We start from the raw sequence: 15,525 nt of genomic DNA, 5'->3' as shown, positions 1-15,525 counted from the left end.
GCTTATTCGCCGGCCTCGGTTGCTTTGGCTTGCTTCGCGGGCGTGGGTTTGGCGGCCGCGCCGCCGACCGTAACGGTTTGCAGCAACTCCGGTTTCACCCGGCGCGCGAAGGCATCCTTGATCTGCTCGACGCTCACCGCTTCGACCTTACTCTGGAAGGTGTCCAGATAATCCAAGGGTTGCTGGTAAAAGCCTATCATCGCCACGTAGTCGCTGAGCTTGGCGTTGGTATCCAGGCGTAGCGCGAAGCCGCCGGTAATGTTCTGCTTGGCGGCGGTCAGTTCGGCATCGCTAGGGCCTTTCGCCAAAAACTCGGCGAAGGTTTGCCGCAGCACCTGCAAGGCCTGCCCGGTCTGATCGTTGCGGGTTTGCAAGCTCATCATGAACGGTCCCTGCCGATACATTGGCGCGAACACGCTGTAGGCGCCGTAGGCCAGGCCGCGTTTTTCCCGGACTTCTTCGAACAAACGCGACACCATGCTGCCGCCGCCCAGGATGTGATTCCCAACGTAAAGCGCGAAGTAATCCGGGTCTTTGCGATAAGTACCTGGCAGGCCGACCAACACGTGGGTTTGGGTCGATGGAAACTCGATGTGTTGTTCGCTGGTCTGGCTGGGCATCGTCACCGGCGGAATTTCGGCGGGCTTTTCGCCTTTCGGCAACTTTGCCAGCACCGCATTCGCGGTTTGCTCGGCTTGTTGCCGATTCAAATCGCCGACGATCACGACCATCGCGTTGGTGGCGACGTAATAGCGCTGGTAAAAGGCTTTCAAATCGGCCACGGTCAATGGGGCGACCGTTTCGATCAAACCGGCTTCCGGATGCGCGTAGGGGTGGTCGCCGAAGACCGCCTTGTTGAACGCGATGCCGGCAATTTCGCCGGGCGATTCTTCCCGGTGTTTCAAACCGGCCAGGGTTCTGGCTTTTTCGCGTTGAAAATCGGCTTCGTTGAATGCCGGTTGGCTGAGCACGGTTTCGAAATTCGCCAGGGCTTTGTCGAACAAGGCCGGGTCGGTCAGCGTGCGCACCGACAGCCAGGCCATGTCTTCGCTGACGCCGGCGCCATATTGGGCGCCGACCGATTCGAAGCGCTGGGCAATGTCGTCCGCGCTCAAGCTCCCCGCACCGCTGTCGAGCAAGGCCGATGTCAGCGAGGCGATGCCGAATTGCGCGCCGTCGCGGGCGCTGCCGGCGTCGAAGACCACGCGGACGTCGACCATCGGCAGGCCGCCGGTGTGTACGAAGTAAACCCGGCTGCCTTGCGCGGTTTGCCAATGTTCGATTTTGGCGGCGGCCCAAACCGACTGGCCGAGCAGCAGCAGAATCAGACCGAATAAATTAAAACGCATGACGGGCTCCTGACAGTTTTTTCGGTTTGGCCGATTCGGTGATCGCCTGCGGATCGAGGTAGGCGACGGTCAACGTGTCTTCGATCAAATATTTACGCGCGACTTCGCGCACCTGTTCGGCGGTGACCTGATTGACCTTGGCAACGTAGTCGTCGGACTTTTGCCAGCCGATGCCGGCGGTTTCCAGCGTGCCGAGCTGCATGGCCTGATAGAAATTGGAGTCTTTTTGGTAGACCGAACTGGCCAGTACCTGAGCCTTGATGCGTTGTAATTCCTCTTTGTCGATCAGCTCGTTCTTCAGTTGATAAACCTCGTCGAGCAAGGCGTACTCCAGGTCGTATACGGTTTTACCTTCGGCCGGGGTACCTTCCAGCAGGAACAAGTCCGACAAGCGCGAGGTCAGGTCGTAACCGGCTCCGGCCGATACCGCGACCTGCTTGCCCCTGATCAAACGGGCCGGCAAGCGGGCGCTGTCGCCGCCGTCGAGTATGCCGGACAGCACTTCCAGCGCGTAAGCTTCCCATTCGGGTTTGGCGGTGTTCAAGACCGGCACTTTGTAGCCCAGCATCACGTAAGGCAATTTGGCCGGCGCCTTGACGGTGATCCGGCGCACGCCGCGCTGTTCGGATTCGGCTTGCGGCTTGACCGGCTTGATCGTGCTGGGTTTTAGCGGTGCGAAGTATTGTTCGGCCAGTTGCTCGACTTGCTTGGCATCGACATCGCCGACTACCACCAAAGTGGCATTATTCGGCGCGTACCATTGTTGATACCAGGCTTGCAGGTCTTCGATCTGGTAATTGGCGATGTCGGACGGCCAACCGATCACCGGATTTTGGTAGGGGCTGTTGGTAAACGCGGTCGCCATGAATTGTTCGTGGACTTTGGCGCGCGGCTGGTCGTCGGTGCGCATCCGGCGTTCTTCGGTGACGACTTCCAATTCCTTTTTCAACTCGTCGGCTTTCAGATTCAGGTTGCGCATCCGGTCGCTTTCCAGCTTAAAACTGATTTCCAGCCGGGATTTTTCCAAGGTCTGAAAATACGCCGTGTAATCCTGGCCGGTGAAGGCGTTCTCGCTGCCGCCGTTGGCGGCGATTATTCGGGAGAATTCGCCGGCCGGATATTGTTCGGTACCCTTGAACATCATGTGTTCCAACATGTGCGAGATGCCGGTAATGCCGCCGGGTTCGTAACTGGCTCCGACCTTGTACCACACCTGCGAAACCACCACCGGCGAGCGGTGGTCTTCCTTTACCAGTAGTTTCAAGCCATTGCCGAATACGTGTTCGTGTACCTTGCTGTCCTCGGCCCTCGCCAGGATGGCAGGGCAAAGCAGCGCTAACGCTGCGAGCCTGTGTTTCATAGTTCCCTCGTTGCTTGGAATGGTGAGCGCCTGTGATTGTTTTAATAATCAGAGGTTCACTGTTATTCTATATGTTTGCCGAAACCGAAATCCATCCGCAGCCGAATGACGGACAAACCCGCGTTATCCTGGAAGAACTATTTGGAACTCTGCAAGCCCAGAGTCGTGGCATTGATCGTGTTTACCGCGATCGTCGGCATGTTGCTGGCCGTACCCGGCATGCCGCCGCTGGCCTTGTTCGTTTATGCCACGATTGGCATTGGCTTGGCGGCTTCGTCGGCGGCGGCGATCAATCACTTCATCGACCAAGAGGCCGATGCCGAAATGGCCCGTACCCGCAACCGGCCGCTGCCGACCGGCGAGCTGAATTCCCGTCAGGTACTGCTGTTCGCGGCGGCGATCGGTTTGTTCGCAATGGGCTTGTTGGCGGGACTGGTTAACGTATTGACGGCGGTCCTGACGTTTCTGTCCTTAATCGGTTATGCCTTTGTTTATACCATCTATCTGAAAAAAGCCACGCCGCAGAACATCGTGATCGGCGGCGCGGCCGGCGCGGCTCCGCCGGTGTTGGGCTGGGCGGCGATGACCGGTAACGTACATCCGCACGCGCTGTTGCTGTTCTTGATTATTTTCGTCTGGACCCCGCCGCACTTCTGGGCGTTGGCGATCGCCAAGCGCGAAGAATACGCCAAGGTTTCCATTCCGATGCTGCCGGTTACCCACGGCGTCGAATTCACCCGCCTGCAAATCTTGCTATACACGATATTGCTGCTGATCACCACGCTGCTGCCCTATCTGACCGGCATGACCGGCTTGATTTACCTGGCGTCGGCGGTATTGTTGGGCCTGGGCTTTTTGTATTACGCGGTGCAGATGATGCGCAAGAAGGACAATAAGACCGCGATGCGCACCTTCGGTTACTCGATCGTTTACTTGATGCTGATCTTCGCCGCGTTGTTAATCGACCACTACTTCCCGCTTTCCCTGTCATGACGTTGACTACCGAAGAACACCCGTTCGCCGAATTCATCAAAATTCTCGGCAAGGGCAAGAAAGGCGCCCGGCCGTTAACTCAGGACGAAGCCTATCGGGCGATGAAAATGATTTTGGCCGACGGTCAGGTCGAGCCCATCCAGCTCGGCGCGTTTTTGATGCTGATGCGGGTCAAGGAAGAAACCTGCGAGGAACTGGCCGGTTTCGTCGCGGCCGCTAGGGAGACCTTCCAATTTCGGCACGAAGTCAGCGTGGACCTGGACTGGTCGTCCTACGCCGGCAAGCGCCGACACTTACCGTGGTTTTTGCTGTCGACCTTACTGTTAGCCGATAACGGCATCAAGGTGTTCATGCACGGTGCCGGCGGTCACACCCAGGGCCGTCTGTATACCGAAAACGTCTTGAACGCGTTGGGCTTGCCGCCGGCCGCGTCGATAGCCGAGGCCGCCGACCAACTGCAACGGGGTAATTTCAGCTATTTGTCGTTGGAACACATCTGCCCCAAACTGTTCGACATGATCAATCTGCGGCCTATCATGGGCTTGCGCTCGCCGGTGCATACCTTGGTCAGATTGCTGAATCCGTTCGACGCCAGTCACAGTATCCAGGGCATTTTTCATCCGAGCTATCGCCAGGTCCATCAAAAAGCGGCGTTGTTGTTAAACCAAGCGCACATGGCGGTATTAAAAGGCGAAGGCGGCGAGACCGAGCGTAACCCGGATGTCGAATGTTTGGTGCAAAGCGTGCATGGCGACGAACTGAGCGACGAAGTCTGGCCGGCGTTGTTCGAGCGCCGTCATATGAAAGCCGAAGAACTGGACCCGCAATTATTGGCCCGAGTCTGGCGCGGCGAGATTGACGACGAATTCGCGGTGGCCTCGATCACCGGCACCGCGGCAGTGGCGCTAAAGCTGCTCGGCCGCGCTGGCAGTCAAGCGGAGGCCGAACAGCTTGCCAAGGACTACTGGCGCAAGCGCGATCTAGCCCGCGGCTTGTAAACCGGCGACGGAAAAATTCGGGATACCCTTGAAATCGCCGCGCGCCAGATGTTGGTATTGCAGACCGATCAGCGTCGAAAACTCGTCGTGTTCCACCCAGATCACCTTGGCCTGGCCCTGCAGTTCCAGATGTTTGAAGTCGAAATCGGCGATGCTGTTCGGTTGCACTTTTACCAATCCGAACATCCTGATCATCAAACCGTCGACCGAAACGTTTTCGGTGCTAAACGCATAATCGACGCCGTCCAGCACAATATGCCCCGGCTCGGTCATCGACTTGCGGTAGGCACGCCGGGAATACAGTAGCTGGTCGGCATCGTAGGATAAATGGCGAAACTCGATCGCAATCTGAAAGCCCTGCTCGGTCGCTTCGGCTCTAACCACTTCCGCTTCGCCCACGACGCGCATTTCCGGTAAATAAATATCGACGATAGGCGAAACTTGCAGGGCGCTGAATATGTCCTTAATGCCGTTTCCCGGCGGCGTATCCACCAATTCCGCCAATAGCCCCGTCAGCGAGAGATTGACGATTTTGATCGGATGTTCCTGATACCCGAGATAGAGCAAGCCCTGGCTGGTCAGGTTTTTTCGGTAGGCGCGGTTTTCAACGATGGGCATGGCCTGTCCTTTTTGATAGCGGGGGCTTCCGGTCGGGAGTCCTGAGTGACTTAGGGGTATTAGGGCATGAAAAATAAACTAATCGGTTTCGTTAGTCTAACGCTTTTCTCGGCCTGCGCCAGTCTGCCGCCGAAAAACACCGAAAATCTGTGTGAAATTTTTCGGGAAAAGGAGGACTGGTACCAGGCCTCGCTCGATTCGGCGCGGCGTTGGGGCGTGCCCATCGCGGTGCAAATGGCCATCATTCATCAGGAAAGCCGTTTCGTCGCGGACGCTGAACCGCCTAGGCCGACGATTTTAGGATTTATTCCCTGGTTCCGGTCCAGCAGCGCCTACGGTTACCCGCAAGCCAAGGACGAAACCTGGGCCGATTATACGCGGAAAACCGGGAAAGGCTGGGCCGATCGCGAGGACTTCGCCGACAGTTGCGATTTCGTGGCCTGGTACTGCGCCACCACTCGCGACATGCTGGGTATTTCCGCGTCCGACACCCACCATCTTTATCTGGCTTATCACGAAGGCCAGGGCGGATACCGGCGTAGCAGCTATTTGCAGAAACCTTGGCTATTGAATACGGCGCAAAAAGTTCACCGTCGCGCACTCAATTACGACGCGCAATTAAGCGGTTGCCGACAGGAGCTGAACGCCGAAAACTGATAAACTAAACCATTCACCAAACCGCAGGGAGTTATCGTGAAAACCGTAAAACAGCGCGTCGTCGCTACTTTAACCGCATTTATTATAGGATTCGTCATGTTCTCGATGGCCAACGCCACTACCCCCGCCGAAAATCTCGCCGCCGGCGAAGCCTTTTTGGCCGAAAACGCTAAAAAGCCCGGCATCGTCACCACGGCCAGCGGCTTGCAATATCAAGTCGTTACCGAAGGCAGCGGCGCGCAACCCGGCCCAACCGACAACGTCACCGTCCATTACCAAGGCACGACAATAGACGGCAAGGAATTCGACAGTTCCTACAAACGCGGCGCACCGGCCTCGTTCCCGTTGAATCGGGTGATTCCCGGTTGGACAGAAGGTCTGCAATTGATGAAGGAAGGCGCCAAATACCGTTTGTTCATCCCGGCTAAACTGGCGTATGGCGAGCGTGGCGCCGGGCGCGACATCGGCCCCAATTCGGCGCTGATTTTCGATGTCGAACTGATCAAGGCCCGTTAATCCGCAAGGCTTGGGCGGTGCGCCAGCCGCGCCGCCTATCCGTCCCGCTCCGCATCCAATCTAGCGAGAGCCGTCACAGTCTCCCGCCCCGCCAGCCGAAACCGCCGATAGTCGGCTTCCCGCAATACCCCGCGACTCATCCCTTCGTCCAATGTGACCGCCGCTTGGTAAAGTGCCGTGGCGCCTAGATTGCCGGCAGAGCCTTTCAGCGCATGCAACAAGCGATGAGCTTCAGCCAAATCACCTCGTTCCACAGTCCGCTCGATCCGCGCTATATCGGTTTCGGCGTGAGTTTTAAAGGCGCGCAGCATCTCCAACACGCTGGATTCGTCGCCGCCGAGCAGCGTCAACACCGGACCGAAATCGAAACCGGCGGCGCTCAATTTCACCAACTCCGGCGCATGCGGCGCCGGGACTGACGCTACCCCAACGTCGACCATTGAGGGGCGGCCCAGCTCTTCGCAAAGCCGTTCGATCAACTCGAGCGGCTTGACCGGTTTGGCGATGAAGGCGTTCATGCCGGCGGCGGCACACCGCTCCTGTTCGACCCTAGTCACTCCGGCGGTCAGCGCAATGATCGGAACGTCTGCTTGGTTTGATTCGGCTCGAATGCGGGCAGTCGCTTCCAAGCCGCTGACCAAGGGCATGTGGATGTCCATCAATACCGCATCGTAGCGGTGTTGACGCACTAGGTCGACAGCCTGCTGACCGTTGCCGGCCAGATCCACCGCGATCCCGGCCAGTTGCAGGAACTCGGACACCACGCGTTGATTGACCGGATTGTCTTCCGCCACCAGGATGCGCGCTCCGCGCAACGCCGCGCCGCGCGCCCGCATTTCGGCGGCCAGACCGGTTTGATGCCGAGCGCCGGCTTCCGGGACAGCTGGGGGCGGCAGGGTCTCGGCGATAGGCAGATTCAGCTCGAACCCGAACACCGTGCCGCTTCCCAGCCTGCTGCGGACGTCAAAATCGCTGCCCATCAACATTAACAATTGTCGACTGATCGCCAGTCCGAGGCCGGTGCCGCCGAAATCGCGGGTGATCGAATTGTCGATTTGCGAAAACGGTGTAAACAATTTGTCCAGATCCTGCTCGGCGATGCCGATTCCGTGGTCCTCGACTTCGAAACGAATCAATTCCCCTGCGGTTCCGGCGCGGCGCAAGCGTAGCGCGATGTCGCCGTGGTAGCTGAATTTGACGGCGTTGCCGAGCAAATTGGCCAGTACTTGCTGCACGCGCAGTGCGTCGCCTATCACCATCGTCGGCAGATCGGCTTCCAAGTCCACCTGGAAACCCAATTGTTTACCGGCCGCGCTGCCGGCAAACAGCGTTCTCAAGGTTTCAACCAAGGTCGGCAGGCTGAACGGTGCCGGCTGTATCGCCAATTTGCCGGCTTCGATTTTGGAAAAATCCAAAATGTCGTTGAGTATGCCGAGCAGACTGTCGGCGGAAGCGTGGATTTTTTCCAGATAATCGCGAATCTCGTCGCTGACCGGTTTGTTCAGGGCCAGCAGCGACATTCCGAGAATGGCATTCATCGGGGTGCGGATTTCGTGCGACATATTGGCCAAAAACGCCGATTTTGACTGCGCCATTGCTTCGGCGGATTCCTTGGCGGCAATTAATGCGCGCTCCACGCGCTTTCGCTCGCTAAGGTCACGGACCACGGCCTGTAACGCGGTCTGACCGTCCAGTGAGATCGCGGACAAGGTGACTTGCGCCGGAAACGCAGTACCGTCGGCGCGTAGGTGTTCCCATTCGAATTCTTGAAAACCGTGGGTCAAGGCTTGCGCCATGATTTGGTTGGCGGCCGGGTAGGAGTGGCGACCGTCCGGCTGGAATGGCGGCGAGACTTGGGCCGGATGCAGACCGCAAAAGGTCGCGGCGTTATCGTATCCAAACAGAGCCAGCGTGGCCGGATTGCAATCCACGAATCCGGCGGGCGTTACGACCATCACCGCTTCGTGCGAAACGTTGAACAACTCTCGGTATTTCAATTCGCTCTGCCTCAGGACTTCCGCGCCGGCGTGCGCCTCGGTTATGTCTTCGACGATGGTCCAGAGGGCGGGCGCATCGTCGCGGCTCGCCAGCCGCATCCCGTTCAAACGCAATAGCCGTTCGCGCCCGTCCGGCCGTAAAAACCCGATTTCGTAGGGGCTGAAGCGCTTGCTATCGGCGAGGCCTATCGTCAGGTCGGCGGGAAGCAGCATGGGTAGCGCGGTGCGGTTAAGTTCCTCGCTGGTGTATCCGGTGATGTCTCGAAACGCTTCGTTGAACTCCCGCAAGTTGCCGGCGGGGTCAAGCAGCGCGATACCCAGCGGCGACAGTTCGTAAAGTCCGCGTAATTTACCTTCTTGTTCGGCCAGATCCGCGAAGGCTTTTTTCAGATTGGCGTTGGCGATGTCCAATTCGGCGGTACGGGCTTCGACCAAGGCTTCGACGAATTCGGCGCGTCCGGTCGAGGAGAGTAGATAGATGTTCAACAACCCGGCGAACAACACCCCGCCCATCAAGACGGTCCAGGGTAGCCAGGACGATTGTTCCGAAATAAAGTCGGCGTCGGCTTGTACGACGATTTCCAGACGGCGATCGCCGAGCGTCAGGCTTTGTCGAATATCGGCCGGCATGGAGATCGTGCGGTGCGCGACGCCAAACAGATCCGAGGCCCCCTCGTCGCCGTCCGGGTCATTAAGCACCACATTCAAACCGTGCGTTTGCAGGCCCCGCAACGCGGCCGCGACCAGCGCGCCGGTACGCACCACGGTGTAGGTATAGCCGGCCTGCTCGCCGTTTTCGCCGGGTTCGAACAGAGGCATCACCAATAGCATGCCGTTTTCCTGGCCGCCGAATTGCGCCAGACCCACGTTGGTCGCGGCGCTTAGATCGCCGCTGGCCCGGGCTCGGGCCAAAGTTTGCCGGCGTTTCGGTTCGGAGCCGAGATCCATTCCCATCAAGTCGGCATTCGGAGCTGCCGGCTCGACGTACAACATCGGGTAATATTCATCGCGCGTGCCGGCAGGCGTCAACGCGCCGTCGGCTTGCAAATCCTTAATGCCGGCGGCGGCCGGCGCTCGAAGCCGTAGCTTGGCCTCGAACGCCGCGCGGTTGGCCGCGCTGACTCGCGGCGCCCACGCCAGGGCCAGAATATCCGGATTCCGGGCCAGCACGCCGTCGGCGAATACCGCGAATTCGCTGGCTTCCACCGAACTCGAGGCCCGAAATAGACTGTGTAACGACAACGAAGCCGTGACGGCCTGATTGAGGTGCTCGGCCAGCGCCTTGCCGATCGCGGCGGCGCTCGCCTCGAATTGCTGCCGCAGCCGCTGTTCCTCGACCCGCTGCACCTGAAAGAAAACCACGACCAGACCCGCCAACAGACTCAGGGTCGGTAGCCCTATCGTTACTAAACGGCCGCGCCAAAACGGCTGGGGCCGGGCGAACAGGCAAAACATCAGCGGCGACAAAATGACCGCGCCGAAGCAATCGCCGACAAACCAATTCCACCAACTCGCCGGCGCGGTCTGCGCCGTCAGCAGATCGAAATACCACAGACTGGCCACGCCGACGCTAGGTGCCAGCCAGCAAGACAACGGCCCGGCCAACAAGGTGTAGCGAAGAATTTGCCCGCCCCGGTTCAAGGCCGGAACACCGGGACAGAGCCAGTGTCGCGATAACTGGGCCGCCAACAACGTTTGCAAGGTGGTGCCGCAAGCAACCGATATCGCGGCGTAACCGACCTGCGGCGAAAAATGGCCCAGGGTCTCGCTGGCGTGACCGAGATTGATCAGCAGAGCCGCCACCCAAATCGCCGGCCAATCGCGATTTCCCCAAATCAACAGCGCCGCCAGTCCGATACCCGCCGGCGGCCAGATCGGGCTGGCGTAGCCGGGCGGTACCGCCAGGGCCAGGCCAAGCCAACCCGAGGCCGCGATCGCGGCGGTCAATACGAAACGGCGAAACAAGGTCGCGGCTAGCGCGCGAGGCGATGTCGGCATTGGCAATTCGCGAGTGGAAACGGCATAAAAGTGGCCGGTACTTTCGGCCCGAAAAGTTCCGCGGAGCAACGATTGGCGATGGCCGTCTCCGTGCTTATTGGACGGGCAGCGTCGCCATGTCGATCACGAAGCGATATTTTACGTCGTTGTTCAGCATGCGCCGATAAGCCGCGTCGATATCAGGCATTGCGATCAATTCGATATCGGCGACGATACGGTGTTCGGCGCAAAAATCCAGCATTTCCTGGGTTTCGCGGATGCCGCCGATCAAGGAACCGACCAGCGAACGGCGTTTGAAAATCAGGTTGCCGACGTTGGGCGACGGATGCGGGCGCTCCGGCACGCCGACCAGACACAAGGTACCGTCACGCTTTAATAGACTCAGATACGCATCCAGGTCGTGGGCGGCGGCGACGGTATCCAGAATGAAATCGAAGCTGCCGAGATGTCGGTGCATCGCTTCCGGGTCCTTGGAAACAACCACCTGATGGGCGCCTAAACGTTGCGCGTCGGCGGCCTTTTCCGGCGTGGTGGTGAATAACACGGTCTCGGCGCCGAAGGCATGCGCGAATTTAACGCCCATATGCCCCAGCCCGCCTAAACCGACGATGCCGACCTTGTGGCCGGCTCCAACCCGCCAATGCCGCAGCGGCGAATAGGTGGTGATGCCGGCGCACAGCAGTGGCGCAACGCCGGCTAGCGCCAGTGTATCCGACACCCGCAACACAAAACGCCGGTCGACCACGATCCGATTCGAATAGCCGCCGTAAGTCATCGTGCCGGTATGCGGGTCCGGACTGTTATAGGTAAACACGGTCGCGTTGCAAAACTGTTCTTGATGATCCAGGCAATCCGGACAGGTGCCGCACGAGTCCACCATGCAGCCGACGCCTACCCGGTCGCCGGGCTTAAAATCCCCGGCCTCGGTTCCGACGTCGACGACATGGCCGACGATCTCATGGCCGGGTACGATAGGGAAGGTCGTACCTTGCCACTCGTTGCGCACTTGGTGCAAGTCGCTGTGGCAGACGCCGCAGTAGGCGATGTCGATCAACACATCGCTAGGGCCCGGTTCCCGGCGTTGAAAGGCGAACGGCCGCAACGGCGACTGGGGATCGAAGGCGGCGTAGCCGAAACTTTGCAACATAAACGACTCCTGAGCTGACGGATGCCCGCATTGCGGTATCGGCCGATCGACTGCGGCGGACGGCCGATACCGAAGCGCTTTCGGACTAACAATATAGTCGGAATTCCTGGCGGTGGACGTAGCGCTAGCCCGCAGTCCACCGGGATTGTAGCTGGCGCCCTAGCCTAGCGGCGTAATTGGCTGTGTTTTATGCCGTAACCGAAATAAATCAAAAACCCGATCAGCAACCACACCACCAACCTGATCCAAGTGTCGACCGGCAGGCCAGCCATCAAACTCAAGCAGACCAAAATACCGGCAATCGGCACGTAAGGTACCGCCGGGCATTTGAAATGGCGTTCCATTTCCGGATGACTGTTCCGCAAAATCCAGACCCCGCCGCACACCAGCACAAACGCGAACAGCGTGCCGATACTGACCAGTTCGCCGAGTTTCTCGATAGGCATGAAGCCGGCCAGCAAGGAGACGGCGATGCCGACCAGAATCGTCGATAAATACGGGGTTTGAAATTTAGGATGTACTTGGGCGAACAGTGGGGGTAGCAGTTGATCCTTGGCCATCGAGAAGAAGATTCGGCTTTGCCCCATCAGCAACACCAGCATCACCGAAGTCAGCCCGGCGATGGCGGCGATTTTAATAATCGGCGACAACCAGCTCATGCCGACATGGTCGACCGCCAGCGCAATCGGCGCCGGAACGTTCAGCTCGGTGTACGGAATGATGCCGGTCAACACCCCGGCCACCAAAATATAAAGCAAGGTACAGACCGCCAACGAGCCGATGATGCCGATCGGCACGTCGCGTTGCGGGTTGATGGCTTCCTGAGCGGCGGTGGAGACCGCGTCGAAGCCGATGTAGGCGAAGAAAATCACACCGGCGCCGGTCAGTACGCCGCCGAAACCGAAAGGCGTGAAGTCGGCCCAGTTCTGAGTTTGAATATGTCCGGAACCGGCAATGATGAATACCACGATCACCGAAAGCTTGATCAACACCATCACGAAGTTGAAGATCGCCGATTGGCGGATACCGGTCACCAGCAGCCCGGTCAGTAGCAAGATCACGGAGACTGCTGGCAAGTTAATGAAACCGGCCTCGGGATTAGCCAAGTAGGCCGTGGTCAGATAAGTGGGTAGATGCAGCCCCAGCGCATCCAGAAAACTGGTCAGATAACCGGCCCAGCCTATCGCCACCGTGCTGCTGGCCAACGCATATTCCAGTACCAAATCCCAGCCGATGATCCAGGCCATCAATTCGCCCATCGTCGCGTAGGCGTAGCTGTAGGCGCTGCCGGACACCGGAATCATCGCCGCCAATTCGCTATAGCACATTGCCGCCAGGCCGCAGGCGATGCCTGCCAGGATGAAGGACACCACGATGGCCGGGCCGGCGTATTTGGCGGCGGCGATGCCGGTCAACACGAAAATCCCGGCACCGATCACCGCGCCAATGCCGAGCAAGGTCAAATCCTTGGCGGTCAGGGTCTGCTTCAGTCCATGCTCGACGCAGGTCAGGGCGTCGACGGATTTACGCCGGGTGAGTTGCGCGGGAATTGGCATATCGGAGCTCGTCGGTTATTGGAAATCGGGTTTATGTTGGGCGCCGTCGAAGCGGGCACCATGGGTGACAGCGCCGGTAAAAATCGCATCGTGCAGTTTGGTCGCCGAAAAATTGGCATCGGTCAGGTCGGCGCCGCTCAGGTCGGCGCCGTCCATGTCGGCCGAATAGAGATCGGCGCCGCGCAGATTGGCTTGCATCAGTTTGGCGTGCTTGAGCATGGCTCGGCCGAGTTTGGCCTGGCTGAGATTGGCGCCGCTCAGGTTGGCGCCTTTCAGGCTGGCGCGCATCAGACCCATGGATTGGTTTTTCATGTCGGCGGCCCAATCGGCGCCGCTGATGTTGGCGCCGCTCAAGTTCGCGCCGTCCATGATCGCGACGACCCGGCTACCGCTCAGGTCGGCGCCGCGCAGATCGGCATGCATCAGGCTGACGCCGAAGATGCTGGTACGGCTCAGGTTGGCGCCGTTTAGGTTAATACCGGTCATCACGGTCAAATCCAGCGTCAAACCGGCCAGATTGCTGTGATTGAAATCGGCGCGGCGCAGATCGGCGCCCCACAGGTCGGCATGGCGAAAATCCAGATGGGACAAATCGACGCCCTTCAAATCCTTGCGGCGTAAGTCGGCGGGGTGTTGCTGGTCGGCCTTGGCCAACAGCTGTTGAACTTCGGCCCGGGTCAGGTCGGCGGCGGCGGCCGGCTGGGTCGTTGCCAGCGCCACACAGACGGCTAGCAAAAAACGGACGGCGGACTTCATGATTCGAATCTCCTGAACGTGTGGTTTCGGTTCGGCGGTCGGCCATCACCGGCGGCCAACCCTCATGCCGACAGCGTATCATAACGCCGAGCTTGGGACAGCTCGATTCTGTCCGCCGGTTTGGCGGATCGCGCCGGGCCGGTTACTATCTCCGCCAATGATTCCAAGAGGTATCCGCCGGCATGAAGAAACCCGCTCCCGCGTTTAAAGCGATTCACGAATACGATATTGGCCCGCTGGCGACCTGCCTTGCCCGGCTCGGCGAGCAGCAGGCTCTGTTGGCTAAAGTCAGGACGGCGTTGCCGGAGGCCTTGGCGGGGCACATCCTTCATACCGTGCTGTCCGGTAGCCGTTTGTTGCTGTACGTGGATAGCGCGGCCTGGGCATCGCAAATTCGGTTTTTTCGGGACGCGATACTGGCGCTGGGTCTGCAAGCCGGTCGGCAATCGGTCAACGACGTGCAACTCAGGATACTGCAAGCCGAGGCGGTTGAGCGCGTGCGGCGAGCTAACTTGCCGACGCCGGAAACGGCGGAACGGATTGCCGCGGAAAGCGGAGCGGAAGGGGACGAACTGGCGGCGGCGTTAAACCGCCTGGGAGCGACCTTGCGGCGGCGGTTGCGCGAGCGCTGACCGCCGCCGATTGGCGGAGATTTAGCCGGCCGCGCGGGCGGATGGCTGAGCGGAGTGCATGAACGAAATCGGCGCTTCCTCGACACTGTCGAAGGTGACCATTTCCCAAGCATCCCGGTCGTTGAGCAAGCTCAACAACAATTTATTATTTAACGCATGACCGGACTTGAAGCCTTGGTATTCGCCGATCAGGCTGTGGCCTAGCAGATACAGGTCGCCGATCGCATCGAGAATTTTGTGTTTGACGAATTCGTCGGCGTAGCGCAGACCGTCTTCGTTCAACACTTTATCGTCGTCGACGACGATGGCGTTATCTAGACTGCCGCCCAGCGCTAGATTGTTTTCGCGTAGAAATTCGATGTCCTTCATGAAGCCGAAGGTACGGGCGCGACTGACTTCCTTGACGAAGGTGGTCGAAGAAAAATCCATCACCGCCGTTTTCAAGTGTTCGGAAAACGCCGGGTGCTCAAAATCGATCGTGAATGTCACCTTGAAGCCTTCGAAGGGTTCGAAGGCCGCCCATTTATCGCCTTCCTCGACCCGAATCGCCCGCTTGATGCGAATGTATTGCTTGGGCACGTCCTGTTCGACCACGCCGGCGGATTGCAACAAAAACACGAAGGGACCGGCGCTGCCGTCCATGATCGGTACTTCGGCGGCGCTGACGTCGATGATCGCGTTATCGATGCCCAGACCGGCCAGGGCGGACAGCAGGTGCTCGACCGTGGATACTTTAACGCCGTCGCGTACCAGCGTCGTCGACAATTTGGTTTCGCCGACATTCTCCGGGCGGGCGGAAATTGTCACCGGTTGGTCCAGATCGACCCGGCGGAAGCGGATGCCGGTGTCCGGATCGGAAGGATGCAGAGTCAGATAGACCTTGTCGCCGGTGTGCAAACCCACGCCGGTGGCCCGGATGGTGTTTTTTAAGGTACGCTGTTTAATCAT

13 protein-coding genes are annotated in these 15,525 nt (G+C 59.1%); 5 read left to right on the top strand and 8 right to left on the bottom strand.

Annotation, left to right across the window (positions count from 1 at the left end; genetic code table 11):
- Positions 1-2 precede the first annotated feature (2 nt).
- On the bottom strand, positions 3-1,349 hold the full coding sequence (locus BJL95_RS15185) for a pitrilysin family protein (protein WP_071159080.1): 1,347 nt from the start codon (positions 1,347-1,349) through the stop codon (positions 3-5).
- Positions 1,339-2,709, bottom strand: a complete 1,371-nt coding sequence (locus BJL95_RS15180) for a pitrilysin family protein (protein WP_071159079.1) — start codon at positions 2,707-2,709, stop codon at positions 1,339-1,341. Before BJL95_RS15180 ends, BJL95_RS15185 begins: the two co-directional genes overlap by 11 nt.
- A gap of 93 nt (positions 2,710-2,802) precedes the next feature.
- On the opposite strand from BJL95_RS15180, the gene cyoE reads away from it, so the two are divergent.
- Together cyoE and BJL95_RS15170 are read left to right on the top strand one after the other, a co-directional pair.
- Positions 2,803-3,702 (top strand): heme o synthase, encoded by a 900-nt coding sequence (gene cyoE, locus BJL95_RS15175; RefSeq protein WP_064028512.1) that lies wholly within the window; start codon positions 2,803-2,805, stop codon positions 3,700-3,702.
- Complete coding sequence (locus BJL95_RS15170) at positions 3,699-4,700, top strand: glycosyl transferase family protein (RefSeq protein ID WP_071159078.1); 1,002 nt, start codon at positions 3,699-3,701, stop codon at positions 4,698-4,700. Before cyoE ends, BJL95_RS15170 begins: the two co-directional genes overlap by 4 nt.
- Here the strand turns inward: BJL95_RS15170 and BJL95_RS15165 are convergent.
- A complete protein-coding gene (locus BJL95_RS15165; protein WP_064028454.1) occupies positions 4,683-5,318 on the bottom strand; it encodes a PilZ domain-containing protein in 636 nt (211 codons plus the stop codon). The two genes, BJL95_RS15170 and BJL95_RS15165, sit on opposite strands and share 18 nt — an antisense overlap.
- A 66-nt stretch (positions 5,319-5,384) precedes the next feature.
- Here BJL95_RS15165 and BJL95_RS15160 point away from each other — a divergent pair, with 66 nt between their 5' ends.
- Positions 5,385-5,975 carry a hypothetical protein gene (locus tag BJL95_RS15160; protein WP_071159077.1) on the top strand — a complete coding sequence of 197 codons (591 nt, stop codon included), beginning with the start codon at positions 5,385-5,387 and terminating at the stop codon, positions 5,973-5,975.
- Between the two features lie 96 nt (positions 5,976-6,071).
- Positions 6,072-6,491, top strand: coding sequence for an FKBP-type peptidyl-prolyl cis-trans isomerase (locus BJL95_RS15155; RefSeq protein WP_302848351.1), 420 nt, complete (start codon positions 6,072-6,074; stop codon positions 6,489-6,491).
- 35 nt (positions 6,492-6,526) lie between these two features.
- Here BJL95_RS15155 and BJL95_RS15150 read toward each other — a convergent pair whose 3' ends face one another.
- From BJL95_RS15150 to BJL95_RS15135, 4 genes are all read right to left on the bottom strand, one after another.
- Entirely contained in the window at positions 6,527-10,486 is a 3,960-nt protein-coding gene (locus BJL95_RS15150; protein ID WP_071159075.1) for a CHASE domain-containing protein, read from the bottom strand.
- 94 nt (positions 10,487-10,580) lie between these two features.
- Entirely contained in the window at positions 10,581-11,633 is a 1,053-nt protein-coding gene (locus BJL95_RS15145; RefSeq protein WP_071159074.1) for an NAD(P)-dependent alcohol dehydrogenase, read from the bottom strand.
- 164 nt (positions 11,634-11,797) lie between these two features.
- Entirely contained in the window at positions 11,798-13,189 is a 1,392-nt protein-coding gene (locus BJL95_RS15140) for an amino acid permease (RefSeq protein WP_071159073.1), read from the bottom strand.
- Positions 13,190-13,204: 15 nt separating this feature from the next.
- Positions 13,205-13,945, bottom strand: coding sequence for a pentapeptide repeat-containing protein (locus BJL95_RS15135; protein ID WP_071159071.1), 741 nt, complete (start codon positions 13,943-13,945; stop codon positions 13,205-13,207).
- A gap of 182 nt (positions 13,946-14,127) precedes the next feature.
- Between BJL95_RS15135 and BJL95_RS15130 the strand changes: the two genes are divergently transcribed.
- Entirely contained in the window at positions 14,128-14,577 is a 450-nt protein-coding gene (locus BJL95_RS15130) for a DciA family protein (protein ID WP_071159069.1), read from the top strand.
- Between the two features lie 21 nt (positions 14,578-14,598).
- Here BJL95_RS15130 and lpxC read toward each other — a convergent pair whose 3' ends face one another.
- The gene (gene lpxC, locus BJL95_RS15125) at positions 14,599-15,525 is read right to left on the bottom strand and encodes a UDP-3-O-acyl-N-acetylglucosamine deacetylase (protein ID WP_064028470.1); all 927 of its coding nucleotides are present in this window, start codon (positions 15,523-15,525) and stop codon (positions 14,599-14,601) included.

This window comes from Methylomonas sp. LWB, from assembly GCF_001856095.1.
Lineage (GTDB): Bacteria > Pseudomonadota > Gammaproteobacteria > Methylococcales > Methylomonadaceae > Methylomonas > Methylomonas koyamae_A.
The sequence above is the reverse complement of the archived record's forward strand: the minus strand, read 5'-3'. Positions and strand labels throughout refer to the sequence as shown.